This is a genomic window from Ignavibacteriales bacterium (assembly GCA_026390595.1).
GTDB lineage: Bacteria > Bacteroidota > Ignavibacteria > UBA10030 > UBA10030 > UBA9647.
This window is the reverse complement of record JAPLFQ010000025.1, coordinates 154,345-172,926: the sequence shown is the minus strand read 5'-3', so window position 1 is coordinate 172,926 and position 18,582 is coordinate 154,345. Positions and strand designations below refer to the sequence as shown.

At 54.2% G+C, this 18,582-nt stretch carries 17 protein-coding genes; all 17 read right to left on the bottom strand.

All coding sequences use genetic code 11. From position 1 onward, the window contains the following. Positions 1-28: 28 nt before the first annotated feature. Positions 29-1,126 carry a class I SAM-dependent methyltransferase gene (locus tag NTU47_14625; GenBank protein ID MCX6135045.1) on the bottom strand — a complete coding sequence of 366 codons (1,098 nt, stop codon included), beginning with the start codon at positions 1,124-1,126 and terminating at the stop codon, positions 29-31. Next, a complete protein-coding gene (locus NTU47_14620; GenBank protein ID MCX6135044.1) occupies positions 1,123-2,643 on the bottom strand; it encodes a flippase in 1,521 nt (506 codons plus the stop codon). Before NTU47_14620 ends, NTU47_14625 begins: the two co-directional genes overlap by 4 nt. A 120-nt stretch (positions 2,644-2,763) precedes the next feature. After that, a complete protein-coding gene (locus NTU47_14615; GenBank protein MCX6135043.1) occupies positions 2,764-4,059 on the bottom strand; it encodes a Wzz/FepE/Etk N-terminal domain-containing protein in 1,296 nt (431 codons plus the stop codon). Between the two features lie 232 nt (positions 4,060-4,291). Beyond that, positions 4,292-6,022, bottom strand: coding sequence for an SLBB domain-containing protein (locus NTU47_14610; protein MCX6135042.1), 1,731 nt, complete (start codon positions 6,020-6,022; stop codon positions 4,292-4,294). Between the two features lie 13 nt (positions 6,023-6,035). Continuing rightward, a complete protein-coding gene (wecB, locus tag NTU47_14605; protein MCX6135041.1) occupies positions 6,036-7,133 on the bottom strand; it encodes a UDP-N-acetylglucosamine 2-epimerase (non-hydrolyzing) in 1,098 nt (365 codons plus the stop codon). Between the two features lie 134 nt (positions 7,134-7,267). Continuing rightward, positions 7,268-8,278, bottom strand: a complete 1,011-nt coding sequence (gene rfbB / locus NTU47_14600) for a dTDP-glucose 4,6-dehydratase (GenBank protein ID MCX6135040.1) — start codon at positions 8,276-8,278, stop codon at positions 7,268-7,270. Between the two features lie 403 nt (positions 8,279-8,681). Further along, a complete protein-coding gene (gene argS, locus NTU47_14595; GenBank protein MCX6135039.1) occupies positions 8,682-10,340 on the bottom strand; it encodes an arginine--tRNA ligase in 1,659 nt (552 codons plus the stop codon). Between the two features lie 14 nt (positions 10,341-10,354). Continuing rightward, positions 10,355-10,786 carry a ribosome silencing factor gene (gene rsfS, locus NTU47_14590; GenBank protein ID MCX6135038.1) on the bottom strand — a complete coding sequence of 144 codons (432 nt, stop codon included), beginning with the start codon at positions 10,784-10,786 and terminating at the stop codon, positions 10,355-10,357. An 18-nt stretch (positions 10,787-10,804) separates the two neighbouring features. Continuing rightward, the gene (locus tag NTU47_14585) at positions 10,805-11,341 is read right to left on the bottom strand and encodes a LytR C-terminal domain-containing protein (GenBank protein ID MCX6135037.1); all 537 of its coding nucleotides are present in this window, start codon (positions 11,339-11,341) and stop codon (positions 10,805-10,807) included. A gap of 93 nt (positions 11,342-11,434) precedes the next feature. After that, entirely contained in the window at positions 11,435-11,947 is a 513-nt protein-coding gene (locus NTU47_14580; GenBank protein MCX6135036.1) for a hypothetical protein, read from the bottom strand. A gap of 194 nt (positions 11,948-12,141) precedes the next feature. Next, positions 12,142-12,924 (bottom strand): sugar phosphate nucleotidyltransferase, encoded by a 783-nt coding sequence (locus NTU47_14575; GenBank protein MCX6135035.1) that lies wholly within the window; start codon positions 12,922-12,924, stop codon positions 12,142-12,144. A gap of 44 nt (positions 12,925-12,968) precedes the next feature. Continuing rightward, positions 12,969-13,871, bottom strand: coding sequence for an arginase (gene rocF / locus NTU47_14570; protein MCX6135034.1), 903 nt, complete (start codon positions 13,869-13,871; stop codon positions 12,969-12,971). 6 nt (positions 13,872-13,877) lie between these two features. Continuing rightward, positions 13,878-14,720 (bottom strand): acetyl-CoA carboxylase, carboxyltransferase subunit beta, encoded by an 843-nt coding sequence (accD, locus tag NTU47_14565; GenBank protein ID MCX6135033.1) that lies wholly within the window; start codon positions 14,718-14,720, stop codon positions 13,878-13,880. Between the two features lie 337 nt (positions 14,721-15,057). Next, positions 15,058-15,744, bottom strand: a complete 687-nt coding sequence (gene tsaB / locus NTU47_14560; GenBank protein MCX6135032.1) for a tRNA (adenosine(37)-N6)-threonylcarbamoyltransferase complex dimerization subunit type 1 TsaB — start codon at positions 15,742-15,744, stop codon at positions 15,058-15,060. Beyond that, positions 15,741-16,229, bottom strand: a complete 489-nt coding sequence (gene tsaE / locus NTU47_14555) for a tRNA (adenosine(37)-N6)-threonylcarbamoyltransferase complex ATPase subunit type 1 TsaE (protein ID MCX6135031.1) — start codon at positions 16,227-16,229, stop codon at positions 15,741-15,743. Before tsaE ends, tsaB begins: the two co-directional genes overlap by 4 nt. A 134-nt stretch (positions 16,230-16,363) precedes the next feature. Further along, positions 16,364-17,926 carry a response regulator gene (locus NTU47_14550; protein ID MCX6135030.1) on the bottom strand — a complete coding sequence of 521 codons (1,563 nt, stop codon included), beginning with the start codon at positions 17,924-17,926 and terminating at the stop codon, positions 16,364-16,366. 86 nt (positions 17,927-18,012) lie between these two features. Beyond that, positions 18,013-18,552, bottom strand: a complete 540-nt coding sequence (locus NTU47_14545) for a hypothetical protein (GenBank protein MCX6135029.1) — start codon at positions 18,550-18,552, stop codon at positions 18,013-18,015. Positions 18,553-18,582 lie beyond the last annotated feature (30 nt).

Sequence of the window (18,582 nt, the reverse complement as noted above, 5' to 3'; positions counted from 1 at the left end):
TTCTTTTCTTGTGCAAAATGCCATTGGATTATCGCACCAAACCGGGGGTGTTCTCAGACCGAGGCATATGGGCCGCATTGCCCGGCTGCTTCGTTAAAGTCATCAAAAGTTCTTCCCCCGCCCTTGGTGAAAACGCACGTACGATGGTCTCAGCGATGAAGTATACGACAGTCATTACTACTTGCCACTTCGTTAGCGGTCGTTCCACCCATGCTCCCTTCAACCTGATGCTTCGGCTTATCACCAGGATTTGCCCCGCATAAACTCCGGAGGAACCGAGGTGATCAACCGAGAACCCTAACGGAACTGCACCCTCGACAAGCGCTGCAAGTGTCTTGAGAGACAAAAGGTGAAGGTGGCGGGGAGGATCGAGCTCTCGCCAAGCCGCGCCGAACATTCTATGGCCGAAACTTTCGATATTTGGAGTCGCTATCGAGAGCTTACCTGTAGGCTTCAATATCCTGTGACATTCTCGAAGCAATGAGCCAGGTTCTTCAACGTGTTCGATCACATGAGTCAAGGTTATTGCGTCAAAGGACCTGGAATCGAATCCTGCTTCGGTAAGCGTGCCGTTGAAGACCGGGATACCAAGTTCTTCTTGCGTCTTTCTCGCAGCGCGAGGATCCGGTTCTACTCCCATTACGTCCCAACCCAGATGCTTCATCCTGGCAAGGAACGAACCATCGCCGCAACCAACATCCAGAAGCCGGCCTCCCCGTTGTCCGTGAAGATTCATGACATACCGCCACGCGATCTCTTTCACCACCGGGACATGCGACAACAAACTCGCACCGGGATTGCGCGCTGAGCGATCATCAGCTTGTCTCTCATAGCCGAACCTGGACATCACGACAGGACGGGCCACTTTCTCGATGAATTCCTCCATTCTCCCCTTGTCAGACCCCGCGTTGTGAGTATAGTAGCTCTGGTAAGCTTTGCCAAGGTCGGATGAGATTGGCCGGGGACTGAGCCACATCAGGCCACAGTCAGCGCACTTGAAAATATTCCACATCCCCGGAGCATCGAACAATCGATCTTGGAGACCGGCATAGAGCATGGTTCCTTTGGTCTTGCAGAGGAGGCAAGTTCTGACCTCTTCCGCGCGGATCTCTGAGTCTGGACTCATCGCGTTCCTTCAGCCAGAAATCCAAGCCCGCGAGCGATGGAAGCAATCGAGTGCCTTTCTGCCGGGCCCAGCACATAGCGCCAGGAAGCGAATGCGAAAAGGCCCACTATTCCAATCGCAGAAATCGCCAGGGCAATTCGGGGTATTCCCATCAATGAAAGGGCAATCAAACCAGATGCAAGCAAAAGAACCGCGGCAAACCCCCGCACCATCTCTTTCCCAAGATCCAGATGCACCCCCACCACCGGGCCCGATGCACCAAAGAGCATCAACGCATCCACCAGAACACGAGTGCTCCAAGCCAGAGCTGCGCCGCGAATCCCAAAGTTGGAAACCATGAACCACATCAATGGGACGGTCAGCACCAACTCCAGCAGATGGAACTTTGCTGTGAGGTCAGGTCGTCCAAGCCCTTGAAGGAGTGCGAAGGGTATCTGCGCCATCGAGTTGAAGAGAATGCCCACGGCGAGAACCTGGAAGACGAGCGCGCTATTCTCCGCAAACTCGGTTCCAAGCCACAGGCGCAGAATATCGCCGGCAAACAAAACCAGGAGCATCACGAGAGGCGCCATCAACAAAAAAAGATACTTCACAGAACGGCTGTAGAGACCCGGCAGCGCATCTCGCGAAGAGGCACTCATTGCGCTAAAAGCGGGGAACAAGGTCATGGTGAGACTCGCTGGAAGGATCCATAGTCTGGTCACCATCTCATACGGAGCGGTGTAGTAGGCCACAGCGGCGATAGAGATCATCGATCCTATGAAGAACCGATCGAGGTAGACCAGGATCGGATTGACAAAACTTGAGATGCTCACCCATCCGCCGAACGTCAGCAGGGCTTTGACCCTGTTGAAGTCAAATGATACGCTTTCCCTCAACACCGGAAAGACCTTGAAGCAGAGCAACAAATAAGCCGTCGCACTGCAAAGTCTCGCAATCATCAGAAGCAGGATGATCCCTCGAACATCAAAACCTAAGAGGATACCTGCAACAGGCATGAGAAACGTGAATGAACTGGAGATGAAATTGACCGAGCTTACATAATCGAAACGCTGGGCCGCCTCCAGAGTGCCCCGGAACACTGTTGAAACCAAGACAATCGGAGTAGAAACGGCAAGAATCAAGAACGTCGTGCTTGCTACATCAACCAATGCCGGAGGGATCCGGAATACACGTTCAGCGAGTACGGGAGCTAAACCAGCGACAACCGCCGCGCCGATGATGCCCATGAAGAGGTTCGTTCCGCACGAACTCCAAAACAGCGTCCTCAGGTTCTGCAAAGCATCGTTGTGCACAGCCTCGGCCACGAACTTCGTTGTGGCTCGTCCGAGTCCTAGGTCGAAAAGCGTGAAGTAGCCCAAGAGCATCCATGCGAGCGACAAAATGCCAAACTGGTCGATACCAAGGCGTTGAATGATGAAGGGGATTGAAATCACACCCACGACGAGAGGTATGAATTGTCCCAGGAAATTCATCACGCTGTTGCGGGCAATCAAACCGCTTCTTGTGTGTCCCATCTCCATAGTTTCAGTTATTCGAATCAAAAAGAACTCACCGACTCCAGCGATTGCAAAGGATGAAGCAGGGAAAAGGGGAGAATTGTACGGGGCACCTTCCCTCAACTTCAGATTCTCGATCTATCTCTTGGCTTTTCGTGTCCATCTCAGGCCGAACCAGTCAGTTCGCATAGTCGACCACAAGGACTTGAACCGATCCGGATCGAGCGCCTCCAGCTTCTGCACACCTTCGATCGCGAAAACGATGCCCAACACGACGATGGTCGAAATAACCATGGCCAGGAAGCCGTAGAGCGATACTTTAGGCTTCGCCTTCCTCTCTGGAACCTGGGCAGAGTCGAGCACGATCACGGAGGGGGTGGCCCTCTGCTCTTCAACCTTGGCCTGCTCATAAAGCGGAGTCACGAATTGCAGAATCTTGTACTGAATCTCGACTTCTCGGTAGAGCCGCACATAGGCAGTTCCGAGCCGCGGAGCTTGTTTGAAAGGAACCAGGACGCTCACATCTCCGGGCGCTCCGGCTGTTCCGTTGTTCAGTTGACGAATCTTGTTCCGCATGGCGTCGAGCTCGATTTCAGCAGCGCGTATGCTCGGGTGATCCTTGGCAACAGTCTGCCGGAGAACGGTGAGCCCGACATCCTGCACCTCCATCTTACCGTAAATCTCCGCCATCGCCTTGATGGACGCTTCCAATTGCTCCGGGAGAGCGATGACGCCATATTTCTGCTGGAACGCTTTCAGGGAATCTTCCGCCCCCTTCAGGTCTGCGAGGTTCTTGTGGTACCGGGTTTCAACGAACAGTCGGTTTGAGCGAGCGTTCTGGACCTGAAGTTGCGAATTGGTCTCGTTCAGAACATGCACAAAGTAGTTCGCCATATCTGCCGCCCGCTGCGGATCCGTATCGTACACGATAATCTGCAGGTTGCCTTCCTCTGCGACCTCAAAGCCGACGTTGGAGAGCAGCTCTTTGATCGTCTTTTCCCGCGGGTAGTTCGTAATCTCGTACACTTTAGTAAGGTCAAACCGCTCGATCACTTTGAGGAGAGCGCTTTCGCTTGTCAGGATGGCCCGGTACCGATCCATCTCTGAAGATCCGGCCAGCCCCGATAGCGCCCGGCCGGGCGAAATGGATTTCACCAGGGATGAGATCCCCTCCAGTCCGGCAAACATATCTGCTTTCTCAGCCGGGAACACCGACGCGGTGGCCTTATACCACTTAGGGCTAAGCAATCCGACCGCGACAGCGATGACAGTGATAATGAAGACCGTTCGGGTGATCAGCTTCCGCCATTTGGTAATGACCGCGAAAAAGTCCAGCAATGCCGTGCCAAGCGGCCGGGGACCATCCGTCTCGGGCTGATTCGTCACGGGACGGTTCGTCTGATCGCCGAGTGGTTCTGTCTGTTTTGATTTCATCCTGATGCCCTATGCTGTGTATGAATCCAATTGCTGCGATGTCACGCTAGCTTTGCAGAGCCCTTGGAGTTTCAAAAGCAAAGATAAACCGCAAAGGCCGCCAAGATCGCCAAGAGTTGATAGTACGGTTCAAACGAATTCCACGACAAGATCTCTGCATTCCATTGTGTGCTTTGCGGTTCTTGGCGTGCTTGGCGGTTTGCTTTTTCACCAGATAGCCGATGGCACCGCACTACTTGCGGCTGATATAGATCAACGTCGCCACCGAGATCACGACGGAGACCACATCTCTGACGATGCCGAAATACGCCCAGAAATTTCTTTTCACTTCCTTCGGCACCCAGACGCGGTCGCCCGGCTCGATCGTTGTATCACCCGGCTTGAACCAACTCGTCGTCCCCTCTTTGATGATCCTCACTTCTCCCTCATCAGCGTACTGCTGATAGTCACCAGCTTTCTTGATGTAGTATTTATAGTCCGCCCCCGGAACAAACGCGAGGTAGCCCGGATTGGAAACCTGACCTTGCACCAACACGGACCGCTCGTTCGACGCGATATAGAGGAAATCCCCGTGTCGCAGTGTGACATCGCAGGTAGTATCGTTTTCAAGCAGAAGCTGCTTGAAATTGACGACCACCGGCTGCCTTCCAACCTTAAGGTCGAGGAAGAAATATGTGCTGTCAACCAGGTCGAATTGATGTGCCCGGAGAAATGTGAGATATTCGAGCTGGGCAACATCGGGAATTGTGTACTTTTCATCTTTGCGCCACAGGACTGATCCGCTGGGAAATGCACGATTCGACAAGCCACCCGCCCCTTTGATAATCTGGCTCAGTTTGGTCCCCTGACGCGTGATCGGATAGTCTCCGGGGGAATTCACCTCTCCGGCAACAGTCACGTAGAAATCCCTTCTTCTATCTGCCTGATGCGGAACGAGTACGCGGTCGCCGCGCTGCAGCGCAAGGTCAGGAGCGGTCTTGTTCAGCACAGCATCGAGATCGACGATGAGCTCCGTGCCTTTCTCCGTCACTCTGTCCGACCGGTAAATCGTTACTGAGTGCCGATCAGCCGTTTCAAGAGTACCCTGCGCAATTTGAAGGATGCCCACGAGGCTGTCCCCCTGAACAAACTCATATCGCCCGGGAGAATTCACTGCGCCGTGGACGCTGACAAAATTCGTCGAAAGGGTCTTGCTCGGCACCACGATCAGGTCCCCATCAACGAGGAACGGGTTGTATCGATTGTCGAGCGTTGCGTAGTATTTTGGAATATCAACGCGCAGCGTGTCCCCGCTGCGACGAATCAGGCGAATATTGCGGACGGAAGTCTGTTCGTCGAGTTCAGATTTCGCGCTGATTCTCGGAACCCTGTAGTCATCCTGGAACACAGGCAGCCCGCTCGGCGTGAGGGCTGGAATTGAGAAGGTTGTATTTGGCGTACTCACGTTGCTTGCAGCCTGCAGGATTATCTTCTCCACTCGTTCAATAGCACTCGCGATGTATTGCCCCGGCCGCGACACAGCACCCCGCAGCGTCACAATGAGTGATCTTGGCCTGACGAGTGTCATCGACACTGCCCCGCGGAGGTACTTCTTTTCGACCGCTTCGGCCACCCGCTTCTTCGCCACAGCCAGAGTCGCGTCAGCAACCCGCACCTCTCCGACGGTCGGGATCAGCAACGTACCTTCCGGAGTGACCGCTATCGTGTATTCCATCGGAGGCACGCCCCAAAACGTGAGCGCGAAGATGTCAAAGGGTCCGACGACATACTGGGTCGGGTCAATCGGCCCTTCCATCGGTATGCCCGTAAGCTTCGGTCCGGAATCGTCCTTTTCTTTCTGATCGCTTTGGGACGATTTTGTCTTGGCCTGATCCCAGACGGAACCATTCTTTTCCTGCGCCTGACTGAACCCCAGGCAGAAACACAGGCAGACGACAATCGAGATCGTTGCGCGGATGTTCATGCGGTACCGCTCCTTAGATTTTCTTCAAAATGATTTCTGCAATCCTTTGAGCCGCGTGGCCGTCCCACAGTTCGGGTATCCGGCCTTTCTTCGGCCGCCCATCGAACACATCGAGACTCTTCTGTACGATCTTCGTCACATCGAGACCGCAAAGCTCATTCGTCCCTACTTCTGTCGTGCTGGGGCGTTCTGTATTTTCCCGCAGCGTAAGGCAAGGCACACCGAGATAGGTCGTTTCCTCCTGAATTCCCCCGGAATCTGTCACGACCAGCTGCGCCTGATCCATCAGGCACAAGAAATCAAGATATCCGAGAGGATCCGTAATGACAAGGTTTGGTATTCTCCCGGCATGTCCTCCGAGGCCGAAACGCTCGAGCATTTTCCGGGTCCTTGGGTGGACAGGGAATACAATCGATGTCCGGCTTGCGAGCTGTTCGAAGAAGCTGACAATCTTGCCGAGCCCTTCCTCTGTGTCCACGTTGCTGGGCCGGTGGAGTGTCACAAGCGTAAACTGTTTTTGTTTAACCTTGAATTGATCCAATGTCGAAAGGCGAGCAGCTTTCTGGCGGTAGTGAACGAGGGAATCGATCATCACATTCCCGACGTAGAATATCTTGTTCTCTGCTACTCCTTCCCTGCGCAGGTTGTGGAGACCGCTGGGCTCACTGACGAACAGGAACTCGGAGACTACGTCCGTCAGCATCCGGTTGATTTCTTCCGGCATCGTCCGGTCAAAACTCCTCAGTCCTGCTTCGACGTGCGCGACGGGAATGCCCATTTTCACGCTGACGAGGCTCGCGGCGACGGTGGAGTTCACATCACCCACCACGATCACGAGGTCCGGTTTTTGCTCCGTCAGTACTCGTTCCACTCCCAGCATCACCTTCGATGTCTGCTCGGCGTGCGTGCCTGATCCGACGCCGAGGTAGAAATCAGGGTGCGGCAGTTCGAGGTCGTCGAAGAATACCTTCGACATCGCGTCATCATAGTGCTGACCGGTGTGCACGATCAGGTGGCGGACGGAATCCGAATACTGCTGGAATGCCTTATGCAAAGGGGCGACCTTCATGAAGTTCGGCCTTGCCCCGACGATGCTGATGATGGTTTTCACGGGTGGAACAGAGTCTGGTTAATTGGTGAGTTGGTCAATTAGGTAAATGGTTAATGGCTGATTCAGCAGGCTGTAGTCTGCAAACTGCATTCTGACTTCTGGATTCTGGCTCCTGCATTCGCAATCCCCACACCTCACCTTCCCTCGTACATCTTCCTGTAGTATTCTTTGTATTCGCCGCTGAGAATCCGCTGCCACCACGGCACGTTTTCCCGGTACCAGAGAATCGTCTGAGCGATGCCTGCCTCAAATGTGTGCCGGGGCTCCCATCCAAGTTCCCGCGAGATTTTGCCGGCGTCGATTGCATACCGCTGGTCGTGCCCGGGACGGTCCTTCACGAAAGTGATGAGTGATTCAGGTTTCCCGAGCGTGGCAAGAATCGTCTTTACCACGTTGATATTCTTCTCTTCGGAATTCCCGCCGATATTGTAGACCTCTCCGGGAACCCCCTTGTGCAGGACTGTGTCAATCGCCGCGCAGTGGTCGGAAACGTGAATCCAGTCACGGACATTCGCTCCATCACCGTACACCGGCAACGGCTTGTCGTTCATTGCGTTCGCTATCATCAGCGGGATCAGTTTCTCGGGAAACTGGTAAGGGCCGTAATTGTTCGAGCAACGTGTAACCACGATCGGGAGCCCGAAGGTGTGCTGATACGCAAGCGCGAGCAAATCGGCCGATGCCTTGCTGGCGGCATAAGGACTGTTGGGGTGAAGCGGAGTGTCTTCCCGGAATTTCCCGTCTTTCCCAAGCGAGCCGTACACCTCGTCCGTGGAGATCTGAACGAATTGCTTCAACTGGTATGCTTTCGCCATCTCGAGCAAGACATTTGTCCCCATCACATTCGTGCGGACGAACTCCGCAGCACCGACAATGCTTCTGTCGACGTGCGATTCGGCTGCGAAATGGACGACAGCGTCGAAAGTGCGCTTTTCGAAAAGCGATCGGACCAGAGCGTCGTCACAAATATCCCCATGGACAAATGTGTATCGGGGATTCCCAACCACGTCTTCCAGGTTCTCCAGGTTCCCGGCATATGTCAGTTTGTCCAGGTTGACGACGCGGTATGCCGGATGTGAATCGAGCACGTAATGGATGAAATTACTGCCAATAAAACCAGCGCCGCCGGTGACAAGAAGATTCATATCTATTGTCGATTATTGTTAGAAGAAGCCCATCGTGATTCTAGAGAACATTACTCAAAATTATCGATTGCCAATTTTCTGCGCCATAGGCGCATCCCCGCCAGCCTCAGTACCGCATCGAGGCGGGCTGGCGCCTTCGGCGGAGATTTTCGATTGAAAAAACGCACTGCGCCCTTGTAATCAGGCAATTTAGCAAAGAATGGCCGAAGAAAAAAGCCTCACAAGCCTGAGAGCGCGGCAACGAGTCTATCAAAAGTGTTATGGTACGAGAAAACGATGGATGGATCAGTAAAGCAGTAGCAAGAGGAAGGTCTGTAGGGCCTCAGTGATGGTTTTAGTGCTATGACAACGTAGCGAAAAATCGGCCGAGTGTCAACGGCACATTCCTGATCATTGGAAACTGTTACATCCGGTCTGGCGCTGAAATACCCAATATTTTGCACCCATTTGCGAGTACAGTTCTCGTCGCTGAACAGAGAGCAAGCCGCGCAACTGAGAGATCACGATCCGGCGTGACAACCCGATGTTCATGGTAGAACTTGTGAAATGCCGTCGCAGCATCATGGAGATACGTTGTGAGCCGTTGCGGCTCAAAACCAAAGCACGATGACTCGACGATCTCGGGGAATTCCAGCAACAGCTTCACGAGTGCAACCTCTTCGGGCTGCACGAGGAGTGAAAAGCTCACGGCGGGCTCGCCTGCTCCGGGAACGGATGAGTACAGCCCCTCGCTTTCAGCGAACCGGAGAATGCTCGCGATGCGCGCATGAGCATACTGCACGTAGTACACCGGGTTCTTGTCTGATTGCTCCAGAGCGAGGTTGAGATCGAACGCAAGGTGCGTCGATACTCCGCGCATGAGGAAGAAATACCGTACGGCGTCTGACCCGACTTCTTCGATGAGCTCGTCCAGCGTCACCATGTTCGCCGTCCGCTTTGACATCTTCACTTCCTGGCCGTCACGCCAGAGAGTCACAAACTGGTGAATAACCACTTTCACCTTATCGGGATCATATCCCAGCGCTTTGACGCCGGCAAGAACGTCGGGGATTGTTGCGATGTGATCCGCACCGAAAACGTCCACGACGAATTCGAATCCGCGTCTGAACTTCTCCCTGTGGTAGGCGATGTCCGGCAGACGGTATGTCGGCTCTCCTGTGCTCTTCACGATAACGCGGTCCTGGTCGAGACCGAGGGACGTCGCTTTCAGCCACACAGCCCCTTCGCTGTCATATGCCAGCTCCAGTCTCCGAAATTCCTCGATCACTTCCTGGATCTTGCCGCTTTTGTAGAGAGAATCCTCATTGAAGAAAACGTCAAATTTGATTCCCATCCGTCCCAGCACGTTCTTGATTGCCTCGAAGAGAACCTGTTCGGCATATGTCTTGCACTCTTCAATCGCCTTTTCCTTTTCCATCCCAGCGAGTTCATCCCCCCGCGCTTCGCTGAGACGCTTCGCAATCTCGATGATATACAGCCCCTGGTAGCCGTCTTCAGGGAAAGGAAACGCCGGGTCGGAAATCTGACGATACCGCGCAAATGTCGATTCTGCCAGCAAACGCATCTGTCTGCCGGCGTTGTTATAATAGTATTCGCGTATTACGTCGTGTCCGGTCCACTCAAGCAGGTTTGCGATGGTATCGCCGATGGCTGCCTGACGCCCATGCCCCACGCTCAACGGCCCCGTCGGATTGGCGCTCACAAACTCCACCTGGGTCTTCTTGTTTCCCCCGGCGTTCGACCTGCCAAACGACTCTCCCTGCGAGAGAAGCGTACCGACCTGATGATTGAAGAACTTCTCCGTAAACCGGAAGTTGATGAAGCCGGGACCGGCAATCTCCACCTTCGAGACAAACTCGGGTTCAACCTTGAGCGCTCCTGTGATTTCCTGCGCAAGGGCACGTGGATTTTTGCCGAGCGATTTCGCCAGAAGCATGGCGATATTCGTCGTCAGGTCGCCGTGTGCTTCGTCGCGCGGCTTATCAAACGTGAGCTTTGCCGCACCTTCATAGTTTAGAGATGCGAGCGCTGTTGTAACTTTCTCGGAAAGGTAACGCTTCATGGAATTCTATCAGATCACGATGGAGTTTTCTTCGTTCGGCGGCCTGAGGCCGGACTTTTACGCTTTGCCGGAACGCGGCCCTTAGCCCGCGCCGCGGGAGGAGTGTCCTCGACGGGGATCAGTGTTGCATCCCCCCAGAGACGCTCCAGGTTGTAGAACGGGCGCACGTCTTTCTTGAATACATGCACCACGACATCAGAATAGTCGAGAAGTACCCACGAGAGGGACCGATACCCTTCCGAGTGCCACAAGGAAATACCAATTCCCTCCGTACCCACTCGTACGGCATCTGAAATGGCCCTGGCATGCGTGTCCGAGTCCGCCGAGCAAACGACAAAGAAATCGGCCGGCGCCCTCAGTTTTCGCAAATCCATCAAGAGAACGTCAGAAGCTTTTCTGGAATGAGCAAACTCTGCAATTTTCTTGGCAAGAGTTCTTGAGGTCAATATCGGATCCTCCCCTTGTTATTTGAACGGTTTGAGTAACCGGAAGTCTTTCCCGATTACCACTGTGACATCAAGATACGCATTGCGGTCAATTTGCTGCACGACGGCGGTTTTGGGAACACCAAGAGCCTCGGCTACCTGCTGGGCTGCCTCCTGGTGTCCGGTGCGGTCAAGGACGCGCGTGTTCTCGACCTTGGAATCCTTGTAGTTTCCCGTCTCCACAACATCGAATCCGCGCGCACGAAGATAGTCTGTAAATTTCTGACTGAGCTTCGGAACTCCTGACCCATTGAGCACGTCGAGCTGAATCGTGTGCGCTGTCCCCCCTTGTACCGTTTCCGGTTTGACGGGAGGATCGATGAACATCCTGTTCACGAATGACCAGATAAAGAAAATCACGATCACTGCAAAAGCCAGAATGAGTCCATTGCCTCCGATACCCTTCCAACTCGTGCGGAAGCGGCGTTTCTTCGGCTTCGACGGAGCCGGCTGGGCTTGTCCCTCTTCGGGAGGAAGCTCAGGAGTATTCAGCGGTTGCTCGGTCTCGTTCACCATTCAGCGATAGACACAAAAAAACCGAGCGCTCGTCTGCCAACGCAGACCAGTCACGCTCGGTGTGGAAAAAGAGCAGAGATTCAATTCAGAGATTTAGCGATTGTCGTCCTGATATCGGCTGAATCCGCCAAAGAAATTGTTTCCACCCATGTACCCATATCCCATCAGAGATCCCGCCGGCACTTGTTGGAACTGGACCTGGAATAGTGTGTTCTTCCAGGGCCTATAGGTCAGTTCCGCCCGGTTCAGAAAAAGTCCGCTCAGACTGCTTTGATATTGCTTCCCCAACGTGTTGTACGGCGAAGCCATCAGGCTGATATCAGCCTTCACATCGAGGTCATCAGAGAACTTGTATGCGAGGCTGTTGGTGTACATCCCCATTGACAATCCCTGGCCACCGAAAGTCTGGTACGACAGGGAGAAGCTGTGATGCATGCTGAAATTGTTTGGATTGAACAGACCGAACATCAATCCGCCGTCATCCGATCGAAGGATGGACTCTGCAACAGTCGACCGGGGCTCAATCGTGGACTTGAATTGCGCTGAAGCAGTCGTGAAGCAGAGCATCACGGCCAACATACACACACCCACTGCCATCTTCTTCATGAGTAGCCCTCTCGCTGTCGATTCCATCGGAATGATACTCAAATGTAGAGTGATAGTCAAGACTCCCCACTACTGGAGAGCCTCCCAGTTTGATTGTGGTTTTCAACGCGGAGGCGCCGAGTCCGCGGAGAAACGCGGAGAAATCCCAAGATTGTGGGCCCTCTGCGATGAATGATTTCTATCAAAGAAGGAAACTATTGATCACCAGGCCGTGCATTCAGAATCCCCCTTGCCTGCTCGAGCTGGTCAAACGTATTAATGCCGTGGATTTCATCCTCATGCTCTGCCACCAACGCAGAAACGGTCCAACGTTGCTGCCAGAAATACTCGAACACGTCGGTCAGATAGTACTCGTTCTGAGCGTTGTCGGGTGTAATGTGATTCAGACCGTCAAACAGCTTCTCTTTATCAAACACATAAATCCCGGAATTGATTTCCGCAATCGTTCTTTCCTCCTCCGACGCGTCCCGATGCTCGACAATCTTCTTGACAGAACCGTCGGGATTGCGAATGATGCGCCCATAGCCTGTCGGATCCTTCATCTTAGACGTGAGAATCGTCGCAACGGCACCAGTGTCAACATGATGCCGCATGAGGTTCTCCATCGTTCGTTTTGTCAGGAGCGGCACATCCCCTGACAATACGAGCACATCGCCTCTGAACGTGTCAAGCGCAGCAGCGGACTGCATCACGGCGTGACCTGTCCCCCGCTGAGGTTCCTGGATTGCACACGATACGGAGGGGTGGTTTCCCGCCAGATAGTCGATCACGATTTGACGCTGATGACCCACGACAACGACAATTGCGGAGGCGCCCAGTTGGCCGGCAAGATCGACGACGTAGTGGATCATCGGTTTGTTGTTCAATTCGTACATCACCTTGGCCCGGGAAGGGTCCTTCATCCTTTTTCCCTGTCCGGCGGCCATGATCACTGCGGCGATTTCTCTTTTCGATCCGGGTTTCTGTTCATTCGGCATGTATCTCTCCCAGGCTGCGATGCAACGACCCTAAGGTCGCGATTTCAGATTATCCTCTTTCCAAAAGCGGAGGAGACAAGTTCAACTGCGATCTCGGCTGACCGGTTTCTATCGTCAAGGATCGGGTTCACCTCGACAACCTCCATCGACGTCATTTTCCCCTGGACAGACAGGGTTTCCATGAGTAAATGGGCCTCGCGATAGTTCAACCCGCCTTTTACCGGCGTGCCGACTCCCGGCGCCAGTTCGGGATCCAGTGCGTCAAGATCGAGACTGACGTGCAGCAGGTCCATCCCTTTCAGCTTGCGAAGAGCCCGCCCCATCACGACCGACATGCCTTCTTTGTCAATATCTTCCATCGTGAAAATGGTGACGCCATGCTGTCCGATGGCCTTCTTCTCGGCCTCGTCGAGATCCCTGATTGCGATGAGCACCACGCGTTTGGGATCCACCTTGCGGTAATCCCCGCCGATGGAAGTGAGCTCCGGCGCGCCGATGCCGACCGATGCGGAGAGTGGCATACCGTGGATGTTCCCGGAAGGAGATGATTTGTTTGTATTGAAGTCCCCGTGGGCGTCGATCCAAAGAACGCCGAGCTTCTTCCCCGTGCGACGCGCTTCTGCCGCCACGCCCGCGATGGTTCCCATGGCGATGGAGTGGTCCCCGCCAAGTACCAACGGGACTCCGCCGGCGCGCGAGACTTTTTCGACTTTCGATGCGAGGAGCGTGCAGGCACGCACGACTTCGGGGAGGTACTTCAGTTTCTCATTGTAGAGCGGTTGCAGCTCAGGAACGGTGGTGGGAATATCTCCTTCATCAACGACGGTGTGTCCCAGTGAACGGAGACGTTCCGCGACCGCAGCGATGCGTATTGCAGACGGGCCCATGTCGACCCCCCGCCGCCCAGCACCCAAGTCCATCGGTACGCCAATGATGTGGATCTTCATACATCGTCAGCCCTGTAACAGTTTCAGCACTTTCGTGATCGTCTCTTTCATATCCTTGCGATGCAGAACGATATCGATGAATCCTCTTTCTTCGAGGAACTCCGCGCGCTGGAATCCCTTTGGCAGATCGCGGCCAATCGTCTGCTTGATCACGCGGGGGCCTGCGAAACCGATCAGGGCTCCCTGCTCGGCAATGTGGATGTCGCCGAGCATCGCGTAGCTCGCGGTCACTCCCCCCGTTGTGGGGTCAGTCATGACGGAAATGTACGGAACCCCGGCATCCGAAAGCTGGGCGAGTTTGGCGCTGGTCTTCGCCAACTGCATCAGCGAATAGGCAGCCTCCATCATTCTCGCGCCGCCGCTGGATGAGATGATGATCAGGGCACTCCGCTTCTTGATAGCACAGTCAATCGCCCTCGCGATCTTCTCCCCCACCACCGAGCCCATACTGCCGCCGATGAACGAGAAATCCATGCAGGCGATGACGATCGGCACTCCGTTGATCTGCGCCGTTCCGGTCCGCACTGCATCATTCAGGCCGCTTTTTCGGGTTGAGTCCTTGAGGCGGTCCACGTAGCGCTTCGTATCAACGAAGTTCAGCGCGTCGACGGAGCGCATCTTGGCATCCATTTCCTTGAAGGACTTCTGATCGAGCAGGATTTCGAAATACTCCTTGCTGCCGATCCGGAAATGATAGCTGCACTTGGAGCACGTGAAGAAGTTTTGCTCAAGCTGTTTCTTATGAATAATCTCACCACAGCCATCGCACTTTGTCCATTGGCCATCGGGGATGTCTTTCTTCGTGCCTTCAGATGAGATGTTTTCTTTGGAACGCCTGAACCACGCCATGGGGATCTCCTTGGTGAAATCCGAACTGTTGTTTATCTCTGAGATTATGCCCGGGTCAGAAGGGGCTGAATCCTCTCAGAGTTTTGTTGCTACCATTCCTATGAGGCTGTCTCAAAAGTACTGACAACCTTCTGAATTACGTCGAGATTCTGTCAATTACTACGTTTTCAGCATCCTCAACGTGGTCGAAATTACATTTCGACCTACATTTGAGACAGCCTCCCAAAGACATCTCTGATTACCCGGCTGTGCATGCCTTCCATCCCCGACCTGCCCACCTTCGTCCTCCGGACTACGGTGGGTAAAAAGGTCGGGGATACGACATTGAAGGTCGGTGCTACGACACGGGCTGAGCCGACCGGATGACAAAATCCTTCAGATACATCGGCTCCAGAGACGGAGCATCTGCAAATTCCTGCCTCATCGCCCCCGCATACCCGAGCGATGCCACGACGTCACCGCGGCAATACGTATGAACATCTTCAATCGTCGCCCCAATGTCAAGAGCCCGAGAAAGCTGATCGACCTTGTCCGTCAGAATCAGCGCACATTTCTCTTCTTTCAATAAGGATGCGGCCGCTGCAAGCGATCTGACCTCTACCGGGCCTGCCTCACGAACGCTTCCGTCGGCAACGAGAAATCGCCCTACGTACCATTCCTCCTTCTTCGCATCGATCAGGACTGCTATCGGTCCCGATGCCCCTGCCAGCCGGCGGGCCGCTTCCGCGATAGCTCCGAACGTCGAAACCGCGACCAGAGGCTTGTCGAGAGCATACGACAGCCCCTTTGCTGTGCTCAGCCCGATTCGCAGTCCTGTGAACGAGCCGGGTCCAATGGAGACGGCGATTGCATCCAGCTCCTTCATTCCGATGCCCGCTTCCTTCATGACTTCCTGCATGAGCGTCAACAACTTCTCGGAGTGTATATGCGACTCGCGCAGTGAATGTTCAACACCAGGCTGTCCCTCGCGGAAGAGCCCGACAGAACAGACGGCAGTGGATGTTTCGAGGCCCAGAATATTCATGATACCGTCGATACCTTTCGCGATCCCGTTCCGCCCGCTCCCGCGTTCAGGGCCTCGATGGAAATCGTGCGATCAGCGTCTTTCTCGCCATAGACCAGCCGTACATCATAGCGCTTTGGCGGCAGGAGATCTCCAAGCTGTTCGGCCCATTCTATCAACGTGATACCGTCACCGTAGACAAACTCCTCAAAGCCGAGATCATAGATCTCCTCGGCTGATTTCACACGGTATAGGTCGAGGTGATAGACGAACAATTCCCGTTGATCCCTCCCCGTTCCCTCATAGCGGTTGAGAATGACGAAGCTCGGGCTTGAGACGTGCCGGTTCGCTCCGAACGCTTCGCACACACCTTTTACGAAACGTGTCTTCCCCGTACCCAGCTCACCCCACAGGGCAACAACATCCCCCCGCTCGAGTCGGCCGGCGAAGGACTGTGCCAGCGTGAGCGTCTCCTCTTCTGAGTGTGTAAGGTGTTCGTTGAGCATTGCCATTCTTTGAAAGGACAAGAAACCACGGATCAACACAGATCTCGACGGATGTTCACGGATGAGAACACACATTTCATTCTCTCAATCCGTCCGATCCGTGCTTCTTCCGTGATCATCCGTGGCAAATTTCTTTACCTCTTGGGCGTGAGCGTCACCACGGGCAGCATCATTTCTTCCATGGAGATGCCGCCGTGCTGGAAGCTGTCGCGATATTGAGCGAGGTACCGATGATAATCCGTCGGATAGACGAAGTAATAGTCTTCCTTCGCAAGGATGTAGTTCGTTGTCACGCTTGCCCGCGGCAGTTTGTAGTCCTGCGGATGCTTCACAAATACCGCATGCCGTTCGTCTACGCGCAGGTTGCGGCCGAACTTGTACCGAAGGTTCGTCGAGGCCTCACGGTCACCGATTACTTTCGACCCGCGCATACAGCGGATACTGCCGTGATCTGAGGTGAGGACGATCTTCACGTTCTTCTGCGTCGAGAGCACCTTGAGCATGCTGAACAACGAGGAGTGCTGGAACCAAGAGCGCGTCAGCGACCGATAGGCTGCTTCGTCCGGTGCAATTTCCTTGAGGAGTTGAGAGTCGGACCGGCCATGGGCCAGCATATCCACAAAATTCACCACCACCGCCGTCAGCTTGCCCTTGGTATAGGAGAGGATGTTCCCCTCGACCTGCCGCCCGAAGTCCGCATCCAAAATCTTGATGTACTTGGGCTCGGGCTTCAAGGCAATGCGCTTTCTCTCCAGCAGCTTGTCCAGAAGCTGATGCTCGTCCCGGTTCCGGCTGTTTTCATCATCGTCGCCGGGGGCCCAAATCTCCGGGAACCGCTGTTCAAGCTCGACGGGAAACAAGCCGCTAAAAATCGCGTTGCGGGAGTAGGGTGTCGCCGTAGGCAGAATGCTGAACTGGAAGGAACGCTCGACCGAGAAGTAATCTGAAAGGAAGTGCTCCATCACAAGCCACTGGTCCAGCCTCAGACAGTCGATGATAAAGAGAAACACCGATCCCGTGTTGTCGAGCTCCGGAATGACGAACTGCTCAACGACCTGCGTGGAAAGAACCGGCTTGTCCGTTGTCTGGTTGATCCAGTTCCGGTAGTTCCTTTCGACATACTTACCGAATTCCGCGTTGCATTCCCGTTTTTGGTCGACAAGTGTCTGACGCAGGCCCAGCTCGGGATGCTCATCGAGCTCCATGTCCCAGCCCGTGAGTTTGGAATACAACTCATACCACCCGTTGTGATCCATCGGATTCATGAGGGCGAGAGAGATCTGGCTGAATTCCGCCGAATAGTCGCGGGACACGTGCTCGCTTGAGATCTTCTTCCCTTCCAGAATCTTCTTGCAGGCAAGCAGAATCTGACTGGGATTCACAGGTTTCGTCAGATAGTCGCTGATCTTCCCACCGATTGCCTCCTCCATGAGACTTTCGGCTTCGTTTTTCGTCACCATCACGATCGGGATCTTCGGATCAAGATCCTTCATTTTGGAAAGTGTCTGGAGTCCGCCCATCCCCGGCATCATCTCATCCAGAAAGACCAGATCGTACCCCTTTTCCCTCGTCATCTGGAGAGCATCTTCGCCATTCGTGGCTGTTTCCACAGTGTACCCTTTCTCTTCCAGGAGGCGCACGTGCGCACGGAGGAGATCAATCTCGTCGTCGACCCACAATATTCTTTTCTTCGTCATCATTTTCCTTCTATGAAAGTACCCAATCTAGTCCTGAGAATCAACGAACGGGCACGTTGCCCGCCGTCTGCCGTGCAATTGCGGGATCAGCCCTCGAGTTGTCTGGCGCAAAGATCGTTCACGAGCTCGTCGAGACGCTCCAGCAGCTTCTGCCGTGGAACCACCGCAAGCTTCTCGTCCAGCGGATACATGAACTCATACAGAAATCCTTCGGTAACATATTCGCGGATGAACTTTCCCTCCGCCGGGAGCGAAGACTTCTTTGAAACAGGCAGATGGGAATAGAATATTTCTGACTTCTTTCCCATTTCGATCGCCTCCTTCGGAAGCGTGTGACCAAGACCGATTGCCAGGATGATATGGTTCGTATCAGACTCGTCAATGTTGAGAGCATTGAACCAGACAACCCACTCGGCGGTGTCGGAGACTTTTACACCCTGCGATTCAAACCACCGTGTCAGATGTGTGTGGATTTCTCCTTGGCCAGCCACGGATGGTCGATACATCGACAGCGTCTTAATGCGAACGCTGGCCATTTTGTCGGGTCGAGCTCCAGCGGAACTGACTGCGGCTAGCGCACAAGAGAGGATGATGATCCAGGTAAATCTGCTCAGGTGATTGGACATGGTGACCTCCGGGACAAAATGTTCATCGAA